Below are 20216 nucleotides of genomic sequence, written 5' to 3'. Positions count from 1 at the left end.
GGTGGATACGAGCGCGGGCAGGGGCGGGCCGGGCGGAGAGACGGCCGCGGCGATGCGGCGCGGTGTCGAGCCGGCGGCCGACCCCGGCGGCGGACGGGAGCAGACCGCCGAGCGGCTGTTGCGCTCGACCGCGCAGCGTTCCTACGATCCCGAGCTGGAGATCGACTGGTCCGCGCCGCCCGTCCCGGGCCTGGGCTACCTGCGCGAGGAACGCTGCTCGCTCTACGGCACGCCGCTGTGGCGCTCGCTGAGCCCCGAGCAGCGGCTGGAACTGGGCAAGCACGAGGCCGCCAGCGTGGCCTCGGTCGGCATCTGGCTTGAGTTCCTGCTCATGAGGATGCTGACGAAGCTGGTCTACGAGGGCGATCCGACCAGCCGGCACGTGCAGTACGCGCTGACCGAGACCGCCGACGAATGCCGCCACTCGACGATGTTCGCCCGGATGATCGAGCGCATCGAAACACCCGCGTACGGCCCGACCCGGAGCGTGCACCGCCGCGGCAGGGTCCTGCCGCTGCTGGCGCGCGGCCCGGCGATGTGGGGCGCCGTGCTGATCGGCGAGGAGGTCGTCGACCGGTTCCAGCGCGAGATGGTCGGCGACGAGAGCATCCAGCCCCTGATGCGCATGGTGAACCGGATCCACATCGTGGAGGAGGCGCGGCACATCGGTTTCGCACGCGCGGAACTGGTGCGTTCGATCGAGTCGACGCCGCGCTGGCAGCTGCCGTACCACCGGCTCCTGCTCTCGCACATCGCGTACATCGTGTGCCGCAGCCTGATCAACCCGCGGGTGTACGCGTCGGTCGGCCTCGATCCGCGCGCGACGCACCGGGTCGCGCTGAACAACCCGCACCACCGGGCGACGATCCGGTTCGGCGGCGAGAAGATCATGCCGTTCCTGGCCGAGGCGGGGCTGGTCGGCGAGCCCGGGATGTACTTCTGGCGCAAGTCCTTCCTGGTCGAATAGGCGCACACGGCGGGTCGAAATCACCCGATCGTGGGCACCCGGGTTCCCGCCGGCGCCGCAGCGGGAACCTGCTTGATCGTCACGTACCGCTCACGGGCGGTATCCGGACACGAACAGCGACTGTCGCACGCACTACGGAACCCATCGACGCGGAAGTAGGGAAATCCCTTGCGATACCGGAGCGGTTGCGGCGCACCCCCCTTTGTAATGCGCTGACACTTCGGCGGAAAACGGGCAACTTCAACGAGTTTTGAGCCCAGCCATTGCGCCGTCACGGCTCGCGGCAGTAGCAATGGTTCGCTGCGCGCCGCGTGCTGTGCGTCGCAGCCTGCCCACCACTCTCGTCCTTCCGCCCCGCGCGGCAGGACCTCCAAGGGGAGGAAGGCCACCCATGCCACTCGCCGCACAACGGCGGGCCCGGCGGGTCGCGGCCGCGGTCATACCGGCCGCTGCCCTGCTCGCCACCGCGCTCTCGTCCGCCGCACCGGCCGACGCTGCCGCAACCGGATCGTCCATCGCCGTAGGCCACCCCTCCTGGGCCACACCTCAGGCGGACAAGGGAGCCGTGCCCTCGTCCACCCGGATCACCGCCCGGGTCTACCTCGCCTCACAGGACGCGGCGGGGCTGGCCGCGTACGCGCAGGCCGTCTCCACCCCGTCCTCCGCGCAGTACGGCAAGTACCTGAGCGCCGCGCAGGCGGCCGCGAAGTTCGGCCCGTCCGCCGCGAGCACCGCCGCGCTCAAGAGCTACCTGGCCGGCCACGGTCTGAGCGTCACCGCCGCGACCGAGCACTACCTGGACATCTCCGGTACGGCCGCACAGGTCGAGGCCGCTTTCAGCACCAGCCTGCACAACTTCGCGACGCCCACCGGCGTACATCACGCACCCACCGGCGACCTGACGCTGCCCGTTTCGGTGGCCAAGGGCCTGCTCTCCGTCGTCGGCCTGGACGGTGTGACCAACACCGCGGCCCGTCCGGACTCGGTCTCGGTTCGGAAGGCCATCGGGACGAAGAACACGAAGGCCACGAAGAACACCGCGACGAGCACCCCGGCCACCACTGTCCCGGAGCCCTGCTCCACCTACTGGGGTCAGTACACGGCGACCGGCTTCCCGGCGGGTTACACCGCCGCCGAGCCGACCGACCCGTGTTCGTACGTTCCCTCACAGCTGCGCAAGGCCTACGGCGTGGCCGAGACCGGCCTGACCGGTAAGCGCGCGACGATCGCGATCGTGGACGCCTACGGCTCCTCGACGATGCTCGCCGACGCGAATCAGTACGCGACGAACCACGGCGACGCCGCGTTCCGGCCCGGGCAGTACACCGAGTACGTCACCCCGGCGAACTGGCAGTTGCAGGCCGCCTGCGGCGGCGCGGACGGCTGGGCGCCGGAAGAGGCCCTGGACGTCGAGATGGCGCACGGCTACGCGCCGAACGCGGACGTCGTGTATGTCGGGGCGAACTCCTGCTCCGACCAGGACCTGCTGGCGTCCTGGCAGCTGATCGTCGACAAGCACCTGGCCGACGTGGTCTCCAACTCCTGGGGCGAGATCATGCACGGCCCGGCCGGGTACTTCGACACCTCGATCATCGCGCCCTACGAGCAGGTGCTGAAGCTGGCCGCGGTCGAAGGCATCGGCTTCAACGTCTCCTCGGGCGACTGCGGCGACAACTCCCCGGGCGCGGCCTCGACCGGCGCGAACTGCGACCCGAACACCACCGAGCCGCAGACCCAGTGGCCGGCCTCCGACCCGTGGGCGACGGCGGTGGGCGGCACCGCGCTGGCCATCTCAAGCGCCTCCGGCTCGTACAAGTTCGAGACCGCGATGGGCAACCAGCGCTCGGTCCTGTCCGCCGACGGCACCTCGTGGAACCCGTTCCCGGGCTACTGGTTCTTCGGCGGCGGAGGCGGCACGAGCGAGGACTTCAACCAGCCCTGGTACCAGCACTTCGCCGTACCGTCCAAGCTCTCGCACACGCTGATGACCGGCAAGAGCGTGAGCACCGCGCACCGCGTCCTGCCGGACGTCGCGATGAACGGCGACCTGCTGACCTCGGTCGCGGTCGGCATCTCGGACGGCGGCCCGTACTCGGAGGCCGGCTACGGCGGCACCTCGGTGTCCTCGCCGTCCTTCGCGGGCATCCTGGCCGACGCGATCCAGGCGCGGCACGGCCGGCCGCTCGGGTTCGCCAACCCGGCGCTTTACCTGCGTGAGGGCCTCTACACCGACGTCAAGGCGCACCCGGCCGCGACGCACATCGGCGACCAGACGCTGTCCGTGGTCTACGACCTCGGCTACAACGCCGACGGCAGCCGTAAGGCCCGGCTTTACTCGCTCGGCACGGATTACGGCCTGAACGCGGGCCGCGGCTTCGACAACGCGACCGGCCTCGGCTCGCCGAACGCCTGGTTCCTGTGGTCCTTCAGTCTGGGAGGCTTCGGCTTCTAACGGCGCCACCGGTCCGCGGCGCGCGAAGCGCGACCGGCCGATTCGGGCGGGCCGTCCCTGCGGGGGCGGCCCGCCTTCGCGTGTGCGCTCGGTAGGCTCTGCTTTCGAGGACGCAGCCGAGGCTCCCGGGTCGAAGGCCGCGTCGTCGAGCCGAGTCGTTGAAAATGCCCGGTGGGGGCAGAGCGAGCCGAGTGAGGAGCGCGTCGTGGCGTCCGAGTCCAGCTTCGACATCGTCAGCAAGGTCGACCGGCAGGAGGTCGACAACGCGCTGAACCAGACCGCGCGGGAGATCTCGCAGCGCTTCGACTTCAAGAACACCGGCGCGGCGATCGCCTGGTCGGGAGAGAAGATCGAGTTGCGCGCGGACGCCGAGGGCCGGGTGCTGGCGGTGCTCGACGTGTTCAAGGACAAGCTGGTCAAGCGCGGGGTCTCGCTCAAGGCGCTCGACGCCGGCGAGCCGCAGCTGTCCGGCAAGGTGTACAAGATCTCCGCCACGGTCGCCGAGGGCATCAGCCAGGACAACGCGAAGAAGGTCTCCAAGCTCATCAGGGACGAGGGGCCCAAGGGCGTGAAGGCGCAGATCCAGGGTGACGAGTTGCGCGTGTCGTCGAAGTCGAAGGACGACCTGCAGGCCGTCATGACGCTGCTCAAGGGCCAGGACTTCGACTTCGCGATCCAGTTCACCAACTACCGGTAGCGGCCGGGCGGCGGCGGTCCCCCGCGCTCGGTGGGCCGCGCCGCGGTGGGGGTAACATCCGGACCCGTGACAGTGAGCGCGCCGCTGCGACCGGCGACCGCAGGTTGGACGGAGCCCGTCTTCGGCGGCGGCGCCGGGGATTCGACAGGTGCGACGGGCGCGACGGCGCGACGGATCCGCGTCGGCGGGCTCGCGATCACGCCGCGGTGGCCGCGCAGCCTGGCCGCGTGGGCGCTGATCGTGTCCGTGATCGCGACGGTGGTCATGGTCGGCGAGCCGGGCAAGATCCGCGACACCACGTGGAACGACACCTACCGGTACATCACCGCGATCGAGCGCGACCTCGGCAAGAGCGACGCGCAGGCACGCGGCATCGCGCTCGACTACTACTGCGCCGACCTGGCGCGCACGACCGGGAACTCGGCGACGCGGGCCGGGATCCGCAACGGCTGTATCGCGCAGTGGTCCGCGAGGGGCGGCCTCGCGCCGAACATGCCGCGGTTCAACCTGATCTTCGACTCGCGGCCGGGCTATCCGCTGCTGGCCGCCCCGTTCGTCGCGGGCTTCGGACTCAACCGCGGTCTCGCGGTGCTCAGCGTGCTGCTGACGCTGCTGGCCGGCTGGGGCGTGGTGCTGCTGATCCGGTTGGCCGGCGGCGGGACGCTGGCCGCGCTGACCGGCATGGTGGCGCTGTACACGCTGCCGACCTGGTTCTGGCTGAACCAGTTCCTGACCGAGGCGCCGACGCTGGTGTGCACGATCGCGGTGCTCATCGGCGCGGTGCTGCTGCTGCGAGGGCGCACCCGGCTCGGGCTCATCGTCTCGACGACGGCGTACGTGTGCGGGTTCGTCGTGCGTTACTCGACCTTCTCGGTGCAGGCCGGGACCATGCTGTTGACCATCGCGCTGCTGGCCTGGTGGGACCGCCGGTGGCGCAACCGGCGCGCGGGCCTGCTGGCCGGGTACAGCGCGGGCGTGCTGATCGTGCTGGGGCTGCTGCCGACGGCGTTCGGCTGGCCCGGTTTCAAGGCCTCGCTTGAGGACACCTTCACCAACCACTACACCGAGCCGACGCCGCCGAACCTCTACGGCAAGTGGCTCTCACTCAACAAGCACTTCTGGCTCGCGACGGCGAAGAACTACCTGCACGATCCGCTGGTGCCCGCGCTGCTCTTGCTCGGCGCGGTGCTGTTGTGGCGCTACCGGCGCGATCTCGGCGCGATCGTCTCCGCGGCCGCGCTGACCGGCCTGGCCAGCGCGGCGGCGCATCCGCTGACCTCGCAGCTGGATCGGCTGTACTACCAGGTGTACCTGGTCGGCGTCTGCGGCCTGCCGATCCTGGCGGACCTGATCCGGCGCCCCGGCGCGGACGCGGTCCCGGAGAGTCAGGGCGCTCACGACGACCTGGCGGCGCGGCGCGGCGCGGATCAAAGGACTGATCGACACGCTCCACACGAGCCCGCTCCTGACGAGCCCGCTCCTGACGGGCCCGCTCCCGACGATCCCGCTCCCGACGGCCGCCGAGCCGACCCTGATCCATCCGGGTCAGTCGTGAGAACTACGTGAAGAACAGACCTCGGGACGATCCCCGCGACGCCGCGCGGTGCTGTGATAGCGAGTAGCAAAGGCACACAGGGCCGAACGCGTCCGGCTGACGCACGGGGAGTGAAGCGAGAAGATGAGCGAGCACGACAGCAACAACCGCACAGGCAAGCGCGAGACCCACGGCCAGGCGCACCCGGTCAGCCCGCTGCGCCGCGGTACGGTCCGCGCCATCGCCCCGGCCTCCGTGGTCGCGATCGTCGCCACCGGGGCCGCGCTGGCCCCGCAGTTCGCCGCGGCCGCGCCCGCGCTGCCGCCGATCTCGGCGCAGAACCTGCTGGTGAAGGTCGCGCAGTCGAAGGTCGACACCTACTCCGGCACGGTCGCGCTGACCACCAACCTCGGCCTGCCCGCACTGCCGAACCTGGCCGGCGGCGCCAACCCGCTTTCCCTGCTCAGCGGCACGCACACGCTGCAGGTCGCGGCGAACGGGCCGCAGAAGCAGCGCCTCGCGCTGCTCGACTCGCTCTCCGAATACGACATGGTGCGCAACGGCACCCAGCTGTGGCTCTACGACAGCTCACACAACAGCGTCGAGCACGCGACGATGACCGAACGGCCCGGCGCGCACAAGCCGCGGCCCAAGGCCGAGGAGCTGACCAAGACCCCGCTGACCCCGCAGCAGGCGGCGCAGCGGCTGCTGGACGCGCTCTCCCCGTCCACGAACATCTCCGTGGACGGCACCCAGTCCGTCGCCGGACGCGATGCGTACACCCTGAGGCTGACGCCCAAGCAGAGCGGCTCGCTGATCGGCGAGGTCACCATCGCGGTCGACTATCAGAACGGCGCGCCGCTCCAGGTCGCGGTTTACCCGGCCGGCTCCGGCACCCCGGCGTTCGAGGTGGGCTTCACCTCGGTCTCGTTCTCGGCGCCGGGCAACGCACAGTTCGACTTCAAGGCGCCCAAGGGCGCGACCGTGCAGGAAATGAATCAGGACACGGCGAAGCAGGCGGCGCCTTCGGCAGGGCTCGGCGGCCTGAACGCACAGACCCTCAAGCCGCAGGCGCTCGGCCGGGACTGGCTCACCGTGGTCGAACTGCACGGCGTGGACCTCAATGCTCTGTCGAAGGCCGCGGGCTCGGCCGGCTCCGGTTCGCGATCGGGCGGCTCGGGCGGCCACGGCAACGCGACCGGACTGTTCAACGGCGACGCATCCAGCTACCTCGACGCGCTGATCGGCGCCGGTAAGCCGGTCAGCGGCGCGTTCGGCAGCGGGAAGCTGTACACGACCAACTTCCTGTCCCTCCTGGTCACCGACGACGGACGGCTGTTCGCCGGCGCGGTCACCCCGGCGGTGCTCGAAGCCGACGCCGCGGCGCAGGGCACGAAGTGAGCCCGGTGACCGGCACCGCTGCGACCGGACCGGCACAGGGCGCCGTGGCGGGCGCCCGTGCCGCGGTCACCGGCCCGGCTGCGGCGGCCGAAACCGCGACGGCCGGGACAGCGGCGCCCGAAACCGCTGCGACGGGGGCCGGCGGCTCCTCGCGCGGCGACGCGGCGATCGCGACCTACGGGCTCTCGAAGCGGTACCGCGGCGGGCAGCTCGCGGTGGACGGGCTGGACCTGGCCGTGCCGCCGGGCGCGGTGTTCGGCTTCCTCGGGCCGAACGGCTCGGGCAAGACCACCACGATCAGGATGCTGATGGCTCTGATCGGGCCGAGCGCCGGGCGGGTCGAGTTGTTCGGCGAGCCGATCCCGCGGGCGGCGAACCGGGTGCTGCCGCGCGTCGGCGCGCTGATCGAGGGCCCGGCGCACTACCCGTACCTGACCGGGGCGCAGAACCTGGCCCGTTACGACGCCGCGGACCGCAGCGCGGACCCGCGCACCCGCACGGCCCGCGTCGGCGAGGCGCTGGAACGGGTCGGGTTGAGCAACGCGTCGCGCAAGAAGGCGAAGGCGTACTCGCTCGGCATGAAACAGCGGCTCGGCCTGGCCGCGGCGCTGCTTCAGCCGCGCGACCTGCTGGTGCTCGACGAGCCGACCAACGGCCTGGACCCGCAGGGCATGCGCGAGATCAGGAGTCTGATCAAGTCGCTGGCGGCGGACGGCACGACCGTGTTCCTCTCCTCGCATCTGCTGGACGAGATCGAGCAGGTCTGCACGCACGCGGCGGTCATGAGCAGGGGCCGGCTGGTGACCCAGGGCACGGTCGCGCAACTGGGCGCCGGCCTGCGGGCCAGGCTGGTGGTGACCACTCCGGACACCGCCGCGGCCGAGACGGTGCTCAGCACCGTGCTCAAGACCGCGTCTGCCGGCGGCGACGGGGCTGGCGATGGCGGCGAAGGCGCGGGCGCGCAGGTGCAGGTCGAGGGTGACCGGGTGTCCTGCGACGCCGACGGGCTGGAACCCGACGCGGTGTGCGCCGCGCTGGTCGGCGCAGGGGTACGGGTGTTCGGCTTCGCGGTGCAACGGCCCTCGCTTGAGGACGCGTTCGTGGCGCTGACGGGGGAGGGTTTCGATGTCGCTCAGTAGCAGTGTGGACAGCGGCGGCGCCGGCGCGCACGCGGGCCGCGCGGTGAGCGGGGGCGCACGCGCGGCCAGGCCAAGGGTCCGGCTGCGCGGCTCGTTCGCCGGCAACGAGCTGGCCACCATGTTCGGACGGGCTCGCAACCGCGCGCTGCTCGGCGCGCTGGCCGCGATCCCGGTCGCGCTCGGCCTCGCGGTCAGGCTGACCACCCGGCACCACGACGGCGGCGGGTTCATCGGCCAGGTCTCCAACAACGGCCTGTTCCTCGTGTTCAGCGCTCTGACGATCACGCTGCCGATCTTCCTGCCGCTGGCGATCGGAGTGGTGGCCGGCGACGCGCTGTCCGGCGAGGCCGGGCAGGGCACGCTGCGCTACTTGCTGGTGGCCCCGGTCGGGCGCAACCGGCTGCTGGCGGTCAAGGGCGGCGCGCTGGCGGTGTTCTGCCTGGTCGCCTCGTTCACGGTGGCCCTCTCGGCCTTCGTGGTCGGGCTGGTGCTCTTCCCCATCGGCCAGGTCACGCTGCTGTCCGGGGAGTCGATCTCCTTCGGCGCGGCCCTGGTCAAGGCGGTGCTGATCACGGCGCTGGTGGCGGCCTCGCTGCTGGGGCTCGCGGCGGTCGGGCTGTTCGTCTCGACGCTGACCGACACGGCGGTCGCGGCGATGGCGGTGACCGTCGGGGTGACCATCCTCTCGGGGATCCTGCAGTCGATTCCGCAGTTGTCCGCGATCCAGCCGTGGCTGTTCACGGATCAGTGGATCTCTTTCGCGGACGTGTTGCGCGACCCGGTCTACACCCCGAACATCGTGCACAACCTGCTGATCCAGGCGCTGTACGTCGCGGTCTTCGGCTCGGCGGCGTGGGCGCGGTTCACCTCACGCGACGTGTTGTCGTAGCCGGGGAGGACTCAGCCGGTGGATCTCTCAGCCCGGGAAGACTCAGCCCGGGAAGACTCAGCGCAGCCCGGCCATGTGCTCGAGGCGGGCGATCCGCTCCGCCATGGGCGGATGGGTGGCGAAAAGGCGGGCCGCGCCGCGGGCCCGTCCGCCGAAGGGACTGGCGATCATCAGGTGGCTCGCGGTCACCAGTCCGGGTTCACGCGGCAGCGGCATGCGCGAGGTGGCGTAGTCGAGCTTGCGCAGCGCGGAGGCCAGGGCCAGCGGGTCCCCGGTCAGCCTGGCGCCGACGGCGTCCGCGCGGAACTCGCGGGAGCGGCTGACGGACAGCTGGATCAGCGTGGCGGCCAGTGGCGCGAGCACCATCGCGGCCAGGAGGCCGGGCAGCCCCGGACCGTCGTCGTCGGTGCGGCCGAAGGGTATCAGCCAGGCCAGGTTGACCGACCACATGATCACGCTGGCCAGCGCCCCCGCCACGCAGGAGACGAGTATGTCGCGGCTGTACACGTGCGCCAGCTCGTGGCCGAGCACGCCGCGCAGCTCGCGCTCGTTGAGGATGCGCAGGATCCCGGTCGTGCAGCACACCACCGCGTTGCGCGGGTTGCGGCCGGTGGCGAAGGCGTTGGGTGAGTCGGTCGGTGAGATGTACAGGCGCGGCATGGGCTGACGCGCGGTGGTGGCCAGTTCGCGCACCACGCGGTACATGACAGGCGCCTGCGGTTCGCTCACCGGCTGCGCCCGCATGGCGCGCAACGGCAGCTTGTCGCACGAGTAATAGACGAAACCGTTCGTGCCGAGCGCGATCAGCAAAGCGAGCAGCAGCCCGGCGCGGCCGTCGAGCAGGCCGCCGACAGCGAGGATCAGGCCGCTCAGCAAGCCGAGCAGAGCAGCCGTCTTCGCTCCGTTGTGACGCACAGGATAGTTGCTCATCGTCTTAGGAATATCCGCCAAGTCCTAACCGGTACACCCCTCCAACGACTGGCCGATCACGGCCGTTCCCGGGCAGGTCGGGAACCGTCGCGCTGCGTTACGGACTCGTTCCGTATCTGTACGGAGCGCCGCAGCGCGGGCTCACCGCCAGTGCGACACGGCGTCGAGCGCGGGGTTGGGCCAGAAGGAGAGCACCACGGCGAGGGCGAAAGCGATGCCCACCGCAAGATTCGCGGCCAGGGCCGTTCTCGCGCGGACCGGGGCCGCGACGACGGCGGGCGCCCCGGCCGTGAGCTGCGCCGCGCCGAACATCGACACGTCGAACAGGACCGCGGCCCAACGCAGGTAGTAATACAACGCGATGACGACGTTGACGGCCATCACGACCGCGAGCCACATCAGGTCGCCGGTGACCGCCGCCTTGAACACGGCGACCTTCGCGAACAGGCCCATCACGCCCGGCGGCAGCCCGGCCAGGCACAGCAGGAAGAACGCCAGCGCGACGGCGGACCGCGGCCGTCGCCGGTACATGCCCCGGTATCCGGCCAGTTCGCCGCCCGAGGGCAAGTGCCCGGCACCGCTGCCGGAAGCCGCGCTGACCACCGCGAACGCGCCGAGGTTCATCACCGCGTACAGAACCAGGTACGCCACCGACGCGGAGACCTGCGAGGACTTGCTCACGGCCAGCGGCACCAGCACGTACCCGGCCTGCGCGACCGTCGACCAGGCCAGCAACCGGACCGCGTAGCGCTGCCGCAGCGCGATCACGTTGCCGACGGTCATGGTCGCCGCGGCCAGCACCGCGAGCAGGATGCCCAGCGAGTGCGCATAGGGCTGGAACGCCAGCGCGACGGCCAGGATCAGGCCGGCGAAACCGGCCGCCTTCGAGACCACCGACAGGTACGCCGCGACCGGGACCGGCGCACCCGCGTACACCTCCGGAGTCCAGAAGTGGAACGGCACCGCGGAGATCTTGAAGCCGAAGCCGACGAGGGTGAGCACCGCGCCGACGCCGGCCAGCTGCGCCGGTGCGCCGCCGAGCGTGGCCGCTCGCAGCAGCCCTCCGTAGACCTGCGAGAAGTACAGCGATCCGGTCGCGCCGTAGACCAGCGAGAGACCGAAGAGCATGACCGCGGTCGAGGCGATGGACATCAGGAAGAACTTCAGCGCCGCCTCTCCCCCGGCCCGCCGGCCGAAGCCGACCAGCGCGAAGGCCGGCAGCGAGAGCGTCTCCAGGGCCACGGTCACGGTCACGAAGTCGCGCGCGGCGACGAGCACCAGCGCCCCGGTCAGCGAGCTGAGCAGCAGGAAGTGGTACTCGCCGAACGGCACGTCGAACCGGCGCGGGGCCATCAACACCACGAGCACCGTGGCGGCCAGCGCGAGAGTCTGCAGGGTGAGGGTGAAGTCGTCCACGGCGTACGAGCAGGGCAGCAAGGAGCGCGGGGGCGCGGCGCCCGGCACACCCGGTACGCAGAAGGTGTACCGCACGGCTGCGCTGCGCTCACTCCACAGCACGATCTGCGCGATGAGCGCCGCGACGAGCACCGCGAGCGTGCCCCACACCAGCCAGGTCCTGCGTTCCCTGGCCAGGAACAGGTCCGCGAGCAGCACCGCGAGCGCGCCACCCGCGGTCAGCAGCACCGGCAGCAGCGCAACGTAGTCGATCGACTGGACGCCGAGGAGAGCTGAGACGTTCATGGCTGGCGGACGCCTCCCAGCAGACGGTGGACGGCCGGGTCGGCCAGCGCGAGGATCAGCGCCGGCCACAGCCCCGCGATCAGGGTCAGCCCGGCCAGCGGGGTCCAGCTGACCAGCTCCCGGTTGCTGAGGTCGGCCAGCGGCTCGTAGCGGTCGGCGCCGCTCGGGCCGACCGTCGCTCCCATACACAGCCGCCGCACCACCAGCAACAGATACGTCGCGGTCAGGATCATGCCGAGCCCCGCGACCGCCATGAGCACGTGGAAACCGGGCGAGGTGAGTCCGGCGGCCGGCTTGGCCGCGCCGATGATCGTGTAGAGCTCGCCCCAGAACCCGGCCAGACCCGGCAGCCCGAGCGAGGCCATCGCAGCGAACGCGATCAGCGCGCCGTACCGCCGCGCGCGCTCGTACAGTCCGCGCCCGAGCGTGTACAGGTCCGTGGTGCCCAGCCGCTCCTTGAACCCGCCGGCGATGAAGAACAGCAGGCCCGTGATCAGGCCGTGCGCGACCGAGGCGAACAGCGCGCCGTCCAGGCCGACCCGGGTGAGCGTCGCGACGCCGAGCAGTACGAACCCCATGTGGCCGACCGAGGAGTACGCGATCAGCCGCTTCAGGTCACCGCCGCGCCGCGCCTGGTTGATGCACGCCAGCGCGCCGTACACGATCCCGACGGTGCCGAAACAGCCGAGCGCGAAAGCGAACTTGTGCGCGCCGAGCGGCAACATCCCCGCGCCGATCCGGATGAGGCCGTACGTGCCCATCTTCAGCAGCACGCCCGCCAGCAGCACCGAGCCGACAGTCGGGGCGCAGGTGTGCGCGTCGGGCAGCCACGTGTGCAGCGGCCACATCGGCGTTTTGATCGCGAAACCGAGGCCGACGAGCAGGAACGCGGCCTCCTGGACGCCCAGCGTCATGCCCAGCCCGTGCCGCTGCGCGAGCGCGACCATGTCGAAGGTGCCGGTCCTGGCATGGATCAGCAGGAAGCCGAGCAGCATCAGCGCCGAGCCGAGCAACGTGTACAGGATGAACTTGTCGGCCGCGCGCCGCCGTTCCTCGCCGCTGCCCCAGCGGTGGATGAGCCCGTACATGGGCAGCAGCACGATCTCGAAGAACACGAAGAACAACAGCAGGTCCTGCGCCAGGAAGGTGCCGACCATGCCGATCTCCAGCAGCAGGATCAGCGCCGTGAAGGTGCGTCCTGACTCGTCCTTGGCCGTCGTGCGCACCGCGTAGAGCAGGCACAGCGCGGTAAGCAGCGTGGTCAGCAGCAACAGCGGCAGCGAGATGCCGTCGACGCCGAGGTGGAAGCGCAGGTCGAACGCGGGGACCCAGGGCACGTCGAGCCGGCCCTGCATCTGCTCGGCGCGGCCGTAGTCGAACAGCGGCAGCACGGCCAGCGAGAGGAGGAAGACCAGCGCTCCGGCCGCGGCGCCGACCCGGGCCGCCTGCCGGGCGGGCAGCGCGTACAGGACGGCGAGCCCGACGGCCGGCAGCGCGAGCAGGAGCACCAGCAGCGTGGCCATCAGCGCACCGCCCCCGCACCGTGTCCGACGAGAATGGCGACGGCTGCCGCGATCACGATCACCCCGGTGAACAGTGCGGTCAGATAAAGCTGGATGTTGCCGGTCTGCACGCGGCGCAGCAGGCCGCCCAGTCCGCGCGCGCCCATCCCGGCGCCGCGCACGTAACCGTCCACGACCTCGGTGTCGAGGAAACCGACCAGCCGTGCCAGCGCCTTCGCCGGCTGAACGATGATCAGGTCCTGCACGTCGTCGAGGTAGAAGCCGTAGAGCGCGGTCTCCCGCCAGCGCCCGAGCAGCCGCGCCGGATCCGCGGCCGGATCGCGCCGCCACGCGTACCACACCCCGCCGGTGCCGAGCACGGTCAGCGCGAAGGAGATGGCCGAGGTCGGGCCGGCCGGGGCGAGATCCGCGCCGGTGCCCGCCGGCGCCGCGAGACCGAAGGCGCCGCCGATCCACGAGGCGAAGGCGCCGCCGCCCAGCGCGACGAAGCCGAACACCGCCGACGGGACCGCCAGCACGATCAGCGGGACCAGTTCGCTCTGCGGGGCCTCGACGCGGTGCTCGTCCGGCGAGGCCGCGGGGAACGGGCCCCAGAACATCTTCAGCCAAAGCCGGGTCGCGTACGCGGCGGTCAGGCCGACCGTGAGCAGGCCCGCGATCAACACGATCCGGCCGGGCGCGGCGAACCCGCCCTGCGCGTCCCAGGCCGCGCCGAGAATCGCTTCCTTGGAGAACCAGCCGGACAGCAGCGGGACGCCGACGAGCGCCGCGAGGCCGATCGTCATCGTGCGGTACGTGGTCGGCATGCGGTGCCGCAGTCCGCCCATCGCGGACAGTTCGTTCGAGCCGACGTGGTGGATGACGACTCCGGCGGCGAGGAAAAGCAGCGCCTTGAACGCTCCGTGCGCGAGCAGGTGGAAGACCGCCGCGGTACGTCCGCCGACCGCGAGGCCGCCGAGCATGTAGGCGAGCTGACTGACCGTCGAGTACGCGAGCACCTTCTTTATGTCGGTCTGCGCGAACGCGGCCACCGCGGAGCCGGTCATCGTGACCGCCGCGATCACGGCCATCAGGGTGAGCACGCCGGGCGAGAGCAGGAAGACCGGGTACAGCAGCGCGACGACGTACACGCCGGCGGCGACCATCGTCGCGGCGTGGATCAGCGCGCTGATGGGTGTCGGGCCGGCCATCGCGTCGGGAAGCCAGGTGTGCAGCGGGAACTGCGCCGACTTGCCGACGACGCCGCACAGCAGCAGCACCGCGATGAACGGCGCGTAAGGCAGACCGTTGACACCGACGTGGTGCAGCACGTCGTCGATCCGGAAGCTTCCGGCGCGCACGCCGAGCGCCACGATGCCGAACAGGAACGGCACGTCGCCGGTCTTGGTCACCAGGAACGCCTTGATCGATCCCGAGCGCGCGTCCGGCCGCTCCCAGTAGTGGCCGATCAGGAAGTACGAGCAGGCGCCCATGATCTCCCAGCCGACCAGCAGCACGATCAGGTCGGCCGAGTACACCACCAGCAGCATGGCCGCGGTGAACAGGGAGATGAGCGCGGCATAGGTCGGGTAACGCTTTTCCTCGCGCATGTAGGTCAACGAGAAGACCTGTACGCACAGCGCGACGACGGTCACCAGGATCCCGGTCAGCGCCGACAGGCCGCTGACTCGCGTGCCGAGCCACACGGTGTACTGGCCGGCCGGGGCGAGTTCGGTGATCGCGGTGGACGTGCCGCCGGCGCCGTGCGCCACCTGCACCACGAGGGAACAGAACAGCGCGGCGGCGATCGGCGCGACCGACCAGAACTTCACGTGCCGGGCGTCACGAGCCCCGGCGAAGGTCACCGCCGAGCCGAGCGCGGGCAGCGCGATGGTGATCAGGGCGAAGAGGTTCACCGCGCCGCCTTCGTCGGCTCAAGCGCCCGCCCGGCCGCGGGTTCGTCCTCGACCTCGGCATCGGGTCCGACGGCCGGCGCGCCCGCGCCGGGCTGCAACTCGTCCCGCGGCCCGCCGAGCGGCTCGGCGAGCTCGCGCTGCCCGTCGATCTGCGCGTTGCCGCGCTGCCGGTAGATCATCAGCACGATGGCCAGGCCGAGCCCGGTCTCCGCGGCCGCGAGCGTGATGACGAACAGGGTGAAGACCTGCCCGGTGTTGAACCGGTCGCGCAGCAGCGCACCGAACGCGACCAGATTCACCGTCACCGCGTTGAGCAGCAGTTCGATCGCCATCAGCACGGTGATCGCGTTGCGGCGCGCGAGGACCCCGTAGAGGCCGACGGCGAACAGCAGCGCACCGAGCAGCAGCGGGTACACGGCGTGCATCAGTCGGTACCCACGCTTTCCGGCTCGTCCGAGTCGCCGTCCGCCCCGCGGCGCGAGATGACGATCGCGCCGACCAGCGCCGCGAGCAGCAGGACGGAGAGCGTCTCGAAGGGAAGCACCCAGTACTTGAACAGCGCGGCGCCGTTCGCGGCGCCTGTGCCGAGCGGTACCGCCGCACGCGGTTCGAGCCATACCTTGCGGTAGGCGTCGACGACGACCGTAACAAGCACGCCTGCGGCACCTGCGGCGACCACGACCGCGGGCGCCCTGTGCTTGACGTCGAGTTCGTCCGTATGCCCGATCGGTGCGCGCGTGAGCACCAGGCCGAAGAGCAGCAGCACGACGATCGCGCCCACGTAGATCAGGATCTGCACCCACGCGACCAGTTCCGCGCCGAGCAGCAGGTACTCTCCCGCGATCCCGCCGAGGCAGACGACCAGCCACAGCGCGGCGTGCACCAGGTTCCGCACGGTCACCACGAGAAGTGCGGAACCGAGCACGACCAGACCGATCAGGATGAACGCGACCTCGACGCCGGTCGGGGAAAGGTAGGACTGCGCGGAGCCGGTGAACTGCACGGAGGCCGTGGTGACGTTCACCCGTCGCCCTCCGCCCCACCGGCCGGACCGGACCGGCCCGGCCCGGACCGCTCAGGCTGCCCGGAGGCGGCCGCACCGCCATCCGCCAGCGCGACGATCTCAGCGGCCTTCTGCGCGGTCAGCCGCTTGTCCGCGACCTTCTGCGCCTGCGCCATCTCCTTCGGATCCGGTGCGCCCGGGTCGAGCGCGACGGGCGCCGGAACCGTCCAGAACCACTCGCGCAGCCGGTCCTTCTCGTGCAGCAGCTCCTTGATGTCGAACTCGGCGTACTCGAACTCGGGGGACCATTCGAGCGCGTCGAACGGGCACACTTCGATGCAGATCCCGCAGTACATGCACAGCGAGAAGTCGATGGCGAACCGGTCGAGCACGTTGCGCGTGCGCTCGCGGCCGCCGCCCGGCGGCGCGGGCGCCGTCTCCTTGTGCGAGTCGATGTAGATGCACCAGTCCGGGCACTCGCGCGCGCAGAGCATGCAGACGGTGCAGTTCTCCTCCAGCAGCGCGATCACGCCGCGGGTGCGCGGGGGCAGCTCAGGGGGCTGATCCGGGTACTGGACGGTGTGCGCGTGTTTGGTCATCGTCTTGAACGTCGTCGCCAGACCCTTGACCAGGCCCATGCCCGGGAAGTCGCGCGACGCGCGCGGCTCTCGCTGCGGATCGGACGACGCCGGCCCGGTCTGCGGCTGCTGCTCGGACTGCTGCTCGGACTCAGTGGTCACAGCACTCTCACCACCCCGGTGATCGCGAGTTGGGCCAGGGCAAGGGGGATCAGCGCGGTCCACGCGAAACGCTGGAGCTGGTCCTCGCGCAGCCGGGGATAGCTGACGCGCAGCCAGATGACCACGAAGGCGAGCGCCAGCGTCTTGAGCACCGTCCACAGCCAGCCCAGGTGCGCGGAGAACGGGCCGTGCCAGCCGCCGAGGAACAGCACCGAGGTCAGCAGGCACAGCAGCACGATCCCGGCGTACTCGGCCAGCAGGAAGAAGGCGAAACGCAGCCCGGTGTACTCGGTGTAGGCACCGAAGATGATCTCGGAGTCGGCGACCGGCATGTCGAAGGGCGGGCGCTGCAGCTCGGCGAGCCCGGAGACGAAGAACACGAAGGCGCCGATCAGCTGCCAGGGCAGCCACCACCACTGCCACTTGTCCACGATCGCGCCGAGCGAGAGCGTCCCGGCCGCCATGCCCACCGAGGCCGCCGACAGCAGCATCGGCAGCTCGTAGGCCATCAGCTGCGCGGCGGTGCGGATGCCGCCGAGCAGCGAGTACTTGTTCGCGCTGGCCCAGCCGCCCATCAGCGTGCCGAGCACGCCGACGCCCATGACCGCGAGCACGAAGAACAGCCCGAGGTCGAGCGCGACGCCGACCTGCGTGCCCGGGCCGATCGGCACCACGACCAGCGCGACGAGGTACGGCAGCAGCGCGACCGCCGGGGCCAGCTGGAAGACCAGCCGGTCGGCGTCCGCGGGAACGACGGACTCCTTCTGCGCGAACTTCACGCCGTCGGCGATCAGCTGCGCCCAGCCGTGGAAACCGCCGGCCCGCATCGGCCCGAGCCGCCCCTGCATGTGCGCCATCGCCTTGTGCTCCATCTGGCCCACAAGCAGCGGCACGACCAGGAAGAAGCCGAGGATGACGACCAGCCGCAGCGCGACCTCGAGCCACCAGTGCGCGGTGCTCGCCATCAGTGCTCGACCCCGCCCTCTGCCGCGCCGGGCCGCTGCGGCAGGGGCTTGAGCCACTCCTCGCCCGGCACGCCCGGCGGCAGCATGCGGCGGCGTCCCGGCGCGGCTCGGCCCCGGTCGTGGTCGGACTCGCCGGGTTCCTTCGCTCCGGGCCAGGACTTGACCACCCGCGAGGCCAGGACGAACTCCTTGCGCAGCGGGTGGCCTTCGAAGCCGTCCGGCAGCAGCAGCGGCTTGAGGTCGGGATGCCCGGTGAAGACGACCCCGAACATCTCGAAGGTCTCCCTCTCGTGCCAGTTCGCGCCCCGGTACACGGTGGTCGCGGTCGGCAGCTCGGCCCGCTCGCGCGGCACCTTGGTCTTGAGCAGCACTCCCTGGCCGCGCCTGAGCGCCCCGTCGCGATCGGCCGGAGCGCAGACGAACGCCGCGATGCCGTAGCCCTCCTCCAGTTCGTCGACCGCGGTGAGCCAGTCGAAGAAGGTCGCGCCGAGTTCGTCGCGGACCGCCGTCAGGGCATTGATCCACTGGTCCGGCGGGACGACGGCGAGCGCCTGCCCGAAGTTCTCCCGCACGTCGGCCGCGCCCCCGGTGGCCGGCCCGAGCGCCCGCGCCACCGCCTCGACCAGAGTCCGCACGACTTCAGGACTCATCGTCGTACTCCCACTGCTGGTCGTGGGCCGCCTTGTCGAACAACGACAGGCCGTGGTCGCGGGCACGGCGCAACTCGCGGAAGTAGTGCCGGCGCGGCACCTTGATCTTCGGCAGCACCTCGGTCGGCGAGAGCGGCACGACCGGCACCTCGACCGTCAGCGCCTCGGCCGGGGACGGCTCGGGGCGCGAGACCTCGACCGTCGGCGCGTCCAGCGTGGTCAGGGGCGGCCCGGAATCCGCGGCGGAGCCGGTGCCTTTTCGCTGCGTCGTCGCGGCAGCCGCCGGTTCGACCGGCACGGCCGCGACCGGCGCCGTCTCAAGGGGAGCAGTCTCGGCGGGAACGATCGCGCCCGGCGCCGGCGCGGCAGGATCCGGTTGCGCGGATGTGCGCAGCCGCTGCCAGCGCGACTTGAGCGCTCTGGCCCCACTGGTCATCGCGCGTGGCTCGGCGCGCGGCCCGCCGCCTTCGGCCCCGGCCAGAGCGTCGGGCACTCGCCGAAGCGAACCGGTGGAGCCCGTCCCCTCGGCCGCGATCTTCTCCTGAAGCCGGATGATGCCCTGGAGCAGCGCTTCCGGCCGGGGCGGGCAACCGGGTACGTACACGTCCACCGGGATGACCTGGTCGATGCCCTTCGTCACCGCGTACGAATCCCAGTACGGCCCGCCGCAGTTGGCGCACGCGCCGAAGGAGATCACGTACTTCGGTTCCGGCATCTGCTCGTAGAGCCGCTTGACCGCCGGGGCCATCTTGTCGCTCACGGTGCCCGAAACGACCATCAGGTCCGCCTGGCGCGGCCCGGGCGCGAACGGGATCACGCCGAGCCGGATGAAGTCGTGCCGGGCCATCGAGGCCGCGATGAACTCGATCGCACAGCAGGCCAAACCGAAGTTGAACACCCACAGCGAGTACTTGCGGCCCCAGTTGAGCACCACCTTCATCGGCTTGGGCGCCAGGTCGAAGCCCGTGCCGAAGCCGCGCGCCGGCGCGCCGACCAGCGGCATGCCCAGCGCGATCCCGCCGGTGCTCGCCGCGGCGCCGCCTGCGCTGCGCCCCCCGTGGGTCTCGGCGCCGGCCCCGGCCCCCGCCGGGACCAGCGCCTTGCCCTCGTTCACAGCCACGTCAGCACGCCCTTCTTATAGGCGTAGAGGATCCCGACCGCCAGGAAGCCGATGAAGACGAACATCTCGACCAGCGTGGTCACGCCGAAACCCGGCGCGGCGAACACGGTAGCCCAAGGGAACAAATAGACGGCGTCCACCGCGAAGATGACATAAAGAAACGCGTAGACGTAGTAACGCACGTGCGTGTGCGCCCAGCCTTCCCCCACTGGATCGACACCGCACTCGTAGGTCAGCAGCTTCTCCGGGGTCGGCCGAGCCGGGGCGAGCAGACTGTTGGCCGCGAACGAAACGGTGACGAACGCGACACCGAGCAGCAGGAGCATCCCGACGATGGAATAGGCGGAGTAATAGGTCGTGCCGCCCGTACCGCCCAATCCCATAGAGCTCGCCGCCTACCCTCGCGCCTTCAGTCGGTCAATTCAGCCGGTCCGCCGCCGAACGGTCCGCGGTTCTCCCATTTTCCAATCCAGGGCCCCCGCGTCATCGCACAAGGGTACTCGGCCCGTGAGGTGACTCAGGGCGGGCATCGGAGCGCGCACGGCGACTCTTGCCCTAAGCACTGGGGCGTAGGATGGATTCGGCCCCGGGAGCGCGGGGAACGACATGC

General features: G+C 70.9%; 17 protein-coding genes and 1 pseudogene. 7 read left to right on the top strand and 11 right to left on the bottom strand.

The window, feature by feature from the left end; translation table 11 throughout:
• The first annotated feature begins 52 nt into the window (after positions 1-52).
• From KGA66_RS04205 to KGA66_RS04175, 7 genes are all read left to right on the top strand, one after another.
• Positions 53-967 carry an AurF N-oxygenase family protein gene (locus KGA66_RS04205; protein ID WP_369015806.1) on the top strand — a complete coding sequence of 305 codons (915 nt, stop codon included), beginning with the start codon at positions 53-55 and terminating at the stop codon, positions 965-967.
• Between the two features lie 391 nt (positions 968-1358).
• Positions 1359-3419 carry a S53 family peptidase gene (locus KGA66_RS04200; protein ID WP_211464644.1) on the top strand — a complete coding sequence of 687 codons (2061 nt, stop codon included), beginning with the start codon at positions 1359-1361 and terminating at the stop codon, positions 3417-3419.
• Between the two features lie 205 nt (positions 3420-3624).
• Positions 3625-4116 (top strand): YajQ family cyclic di-GMP-binding protein, encoded by a 492-nt coding sequence (locus KGA66_RS04195; protein ID WP_211464642.1) that lies wholly within the window; start codon positions 3625-3627, stop codon positions 4114-4116.
• Between the two features lie 66 nt (positions 4117-4182).
• Positions 4183-5682, top strand: a complete 1500-nt coding sequence (locus KGA66_RS04190) for a hypothetical protein (RefSeq protein ID WP_211464640.1) — start codon at positions 4183-4185, stop codon at positions 5680-5682.
• 112 nt (positions 5683-5794) lie between these two features.
• Positions 5795-7051 (top strand): LolA family protein, encoded by a 1257-nt coding sequence (locus tag KGA66_RS04185; RefSeq protein WP_211464638.1) that lies wholly within the window; start codon positions 5795-5797, stop codon positions 7049-7051.
• Between the two features lie 5 nt (positions 7052-7056).
• A complete protein-coding gene (locus KGA66_RS04180; RefSeq protein ID WP_211464636.1) occupies positions 7057-8190 on the top strand; it encodes an ABC transporter ATP-binding protein in 1134 nt (377 codons plus the stop codon).
• Positions 8177-9079 carry an ABC transporter permease gene (locus KGA66_RS04175; protein ID WP_246506983.1) on the top strand — a complete coding sequence of 301 codons (903 nt, stop codon included), beginning with the start codon at positions 8177-8179 and terminating at the stop codon, positions 9077-9079. The genes KGA66_RS04180 and KGA66_RS04175 overlap by 14 nt, the downstream gene beginning before the upstream one ends.
• A 57-nt stretch (positions 9080-9136) precedes the next feature.
• Here KGA66_RS04175 and htpX read toward each other — a convergent pair whose 3' ends face one another.
• The 11 genes and pseudogenes from htpX to KGA66_RS04120 form a co-directional block, all read right to left on the bottom strand.
• Positions 9137-10009, bottom strand: coding sequence for a zinc metalloprotease HtpX (gene htpX, locus KGA66_RS04170; RefSeq protein ID WP_211464634.1), 873 nt, complete (start codon positions 10007-10009; stop codon positions 9137-9139).
• A gap of 141 nt (positions 10010-10150) precedes the next feature.
• Positions 10151-11710 (bottom strand): NADH-quinone oxidoreductase subunit N, encoded by a 1560-nt coding sequence (locus KGA66_RS04165; RefSeq protein WP_211464632.1) that lies wholly within the window; start codon positions 11708-11710, stop codon positions 10151-10153.
• Positions 11707-13233 (bottom strand): complex I subunit 4 family protein, encoded by a 1527-nt coding sequence (locus KGA66_RS04160; protein ID WP_211464630.1) that lies wholly within the window; start codon positions 13231-13233, stop codon positions 11707-11709. Before KGA66_RS04160 ends, KGA66_RS04165 begins: the two co-directional genes overlap by 4 nt.
• The gene (locus tag KGA66_RS04155; RefSeq protein WP_211464628.1) at positions 13233-15128 is read right to left on the bottom strand and encodes an NADH-quinone oxidoreductase subunit 5 family protein; all 1896 of its coding nucleotides are present in this window, start codon (positions 15126-15128) and stop codon (positions 13233-13235) included. The genes KGA66_RS04160 and KGA66_RS04155 overlap by 1 nt, the downstream gene beginning before the upstream one ends.
• Positions 15125-15553, bottom strand: a complete 429-nt coding sequence (gene nuoK / locus KGA66_RS30820) for an NADH-quinone oxidoreductase subunit NuoK (protein WP_211464626.1) — start codon at positions 15551-15553, stop codon at positions 15125-15127. Before nuoK ends, KGA66_RS04155 begins: the two co-directional genes overlap by 4 nt.
• Positions 15553-16152, bottom strand: a complete 600-nt coding sequence (locus KGA66_RS04145; protein ID WP_312886742.1) for an NADH-quinone oxidoreductase subunit J family protein — start codon at positions 16150-16152, stop codon at positions 15553-15555. Before KGA66_RS04145 ends, nuoK begins: the two co-directional genes overlap by 1 nt.
• On the bottom strand, positions 16149-16769 hold the full coding sequence (locus KGA66_RS04140) for a NuoI/complex I 23 kDa subunit family protein (protein ID WP_369015804.1): 621 nt from the start codon (positions 16767-16769) through the stop codon (positions 16149-16151). Before KGA66_RS04140 ends, KGA66_RS04145 begins: the two co-directional genes overlap by 4 nt.
• A 98-nt stretch (positions 16770-16867) precedes the next feature.
• Positions 16868-17836: a complex I subunit 1/NuoH family protein gene (locus KGA66_RS04135; RefSeq protein WP_211464622.1), complete on the bottom strand. Its 969-nt coding sequence runs from the start codon at positions 17834-17836 to the stop codon at positions 16868-16870.
• Positions 17836-18486: an NADH-quinone oxidoreductase subunit C gene (locus tag KGA66_RS04130; RefSeq protein WP_211464620.1), complete on the bottom strand. Its 651-nt coding sequence runs from the start codon at positions 18484-18486 to the stop codon at positions 17836-17838. Before KGA66_RS04130 ends, KGA66_RS04135 begins: the two co-directional genes overlap by 1 nt.
• 424 nt (positions 18487-18910) lie before the next feature.
• A pseudogene (locus KGA66_RS29680) lies at positions 18911-19489 on the bottom strand (NADH-quinone oxidoreductase subunit B); the annotation flags it as partial.
• A 107-nt stretch (positions 19490-19596) separates the two neighbouring features.
• Positions 19597-19989: an NADH-quinone oxidoreductase subunit A gene (locus KGA66_RS04120; protein ID WP_211464618.1), complete on the bottom strand. Its 393-nt coding sequence runs from the start codon at positions 19987-19989 to the stop codon at positions 19597-19599.
• Positions 19990-20216: the final 227 nt, after the last annotated feature.

It is taken from the genome of Actinocrinis puniceicyclus (assembly GCF_018283645.1).
Classification (GTDB): Bacteria; Actinomycetota; Actinomycetes; order Streptomycetales; family Catenulisporaceae; genus Actinocrinis; species Actinocrinis puniceicyclus.
The sequence above is the reverse complement of the archived record's forward strand: the minus strand, read 5'-3'. Positions and strand labels throughout refer to the sequence as shown.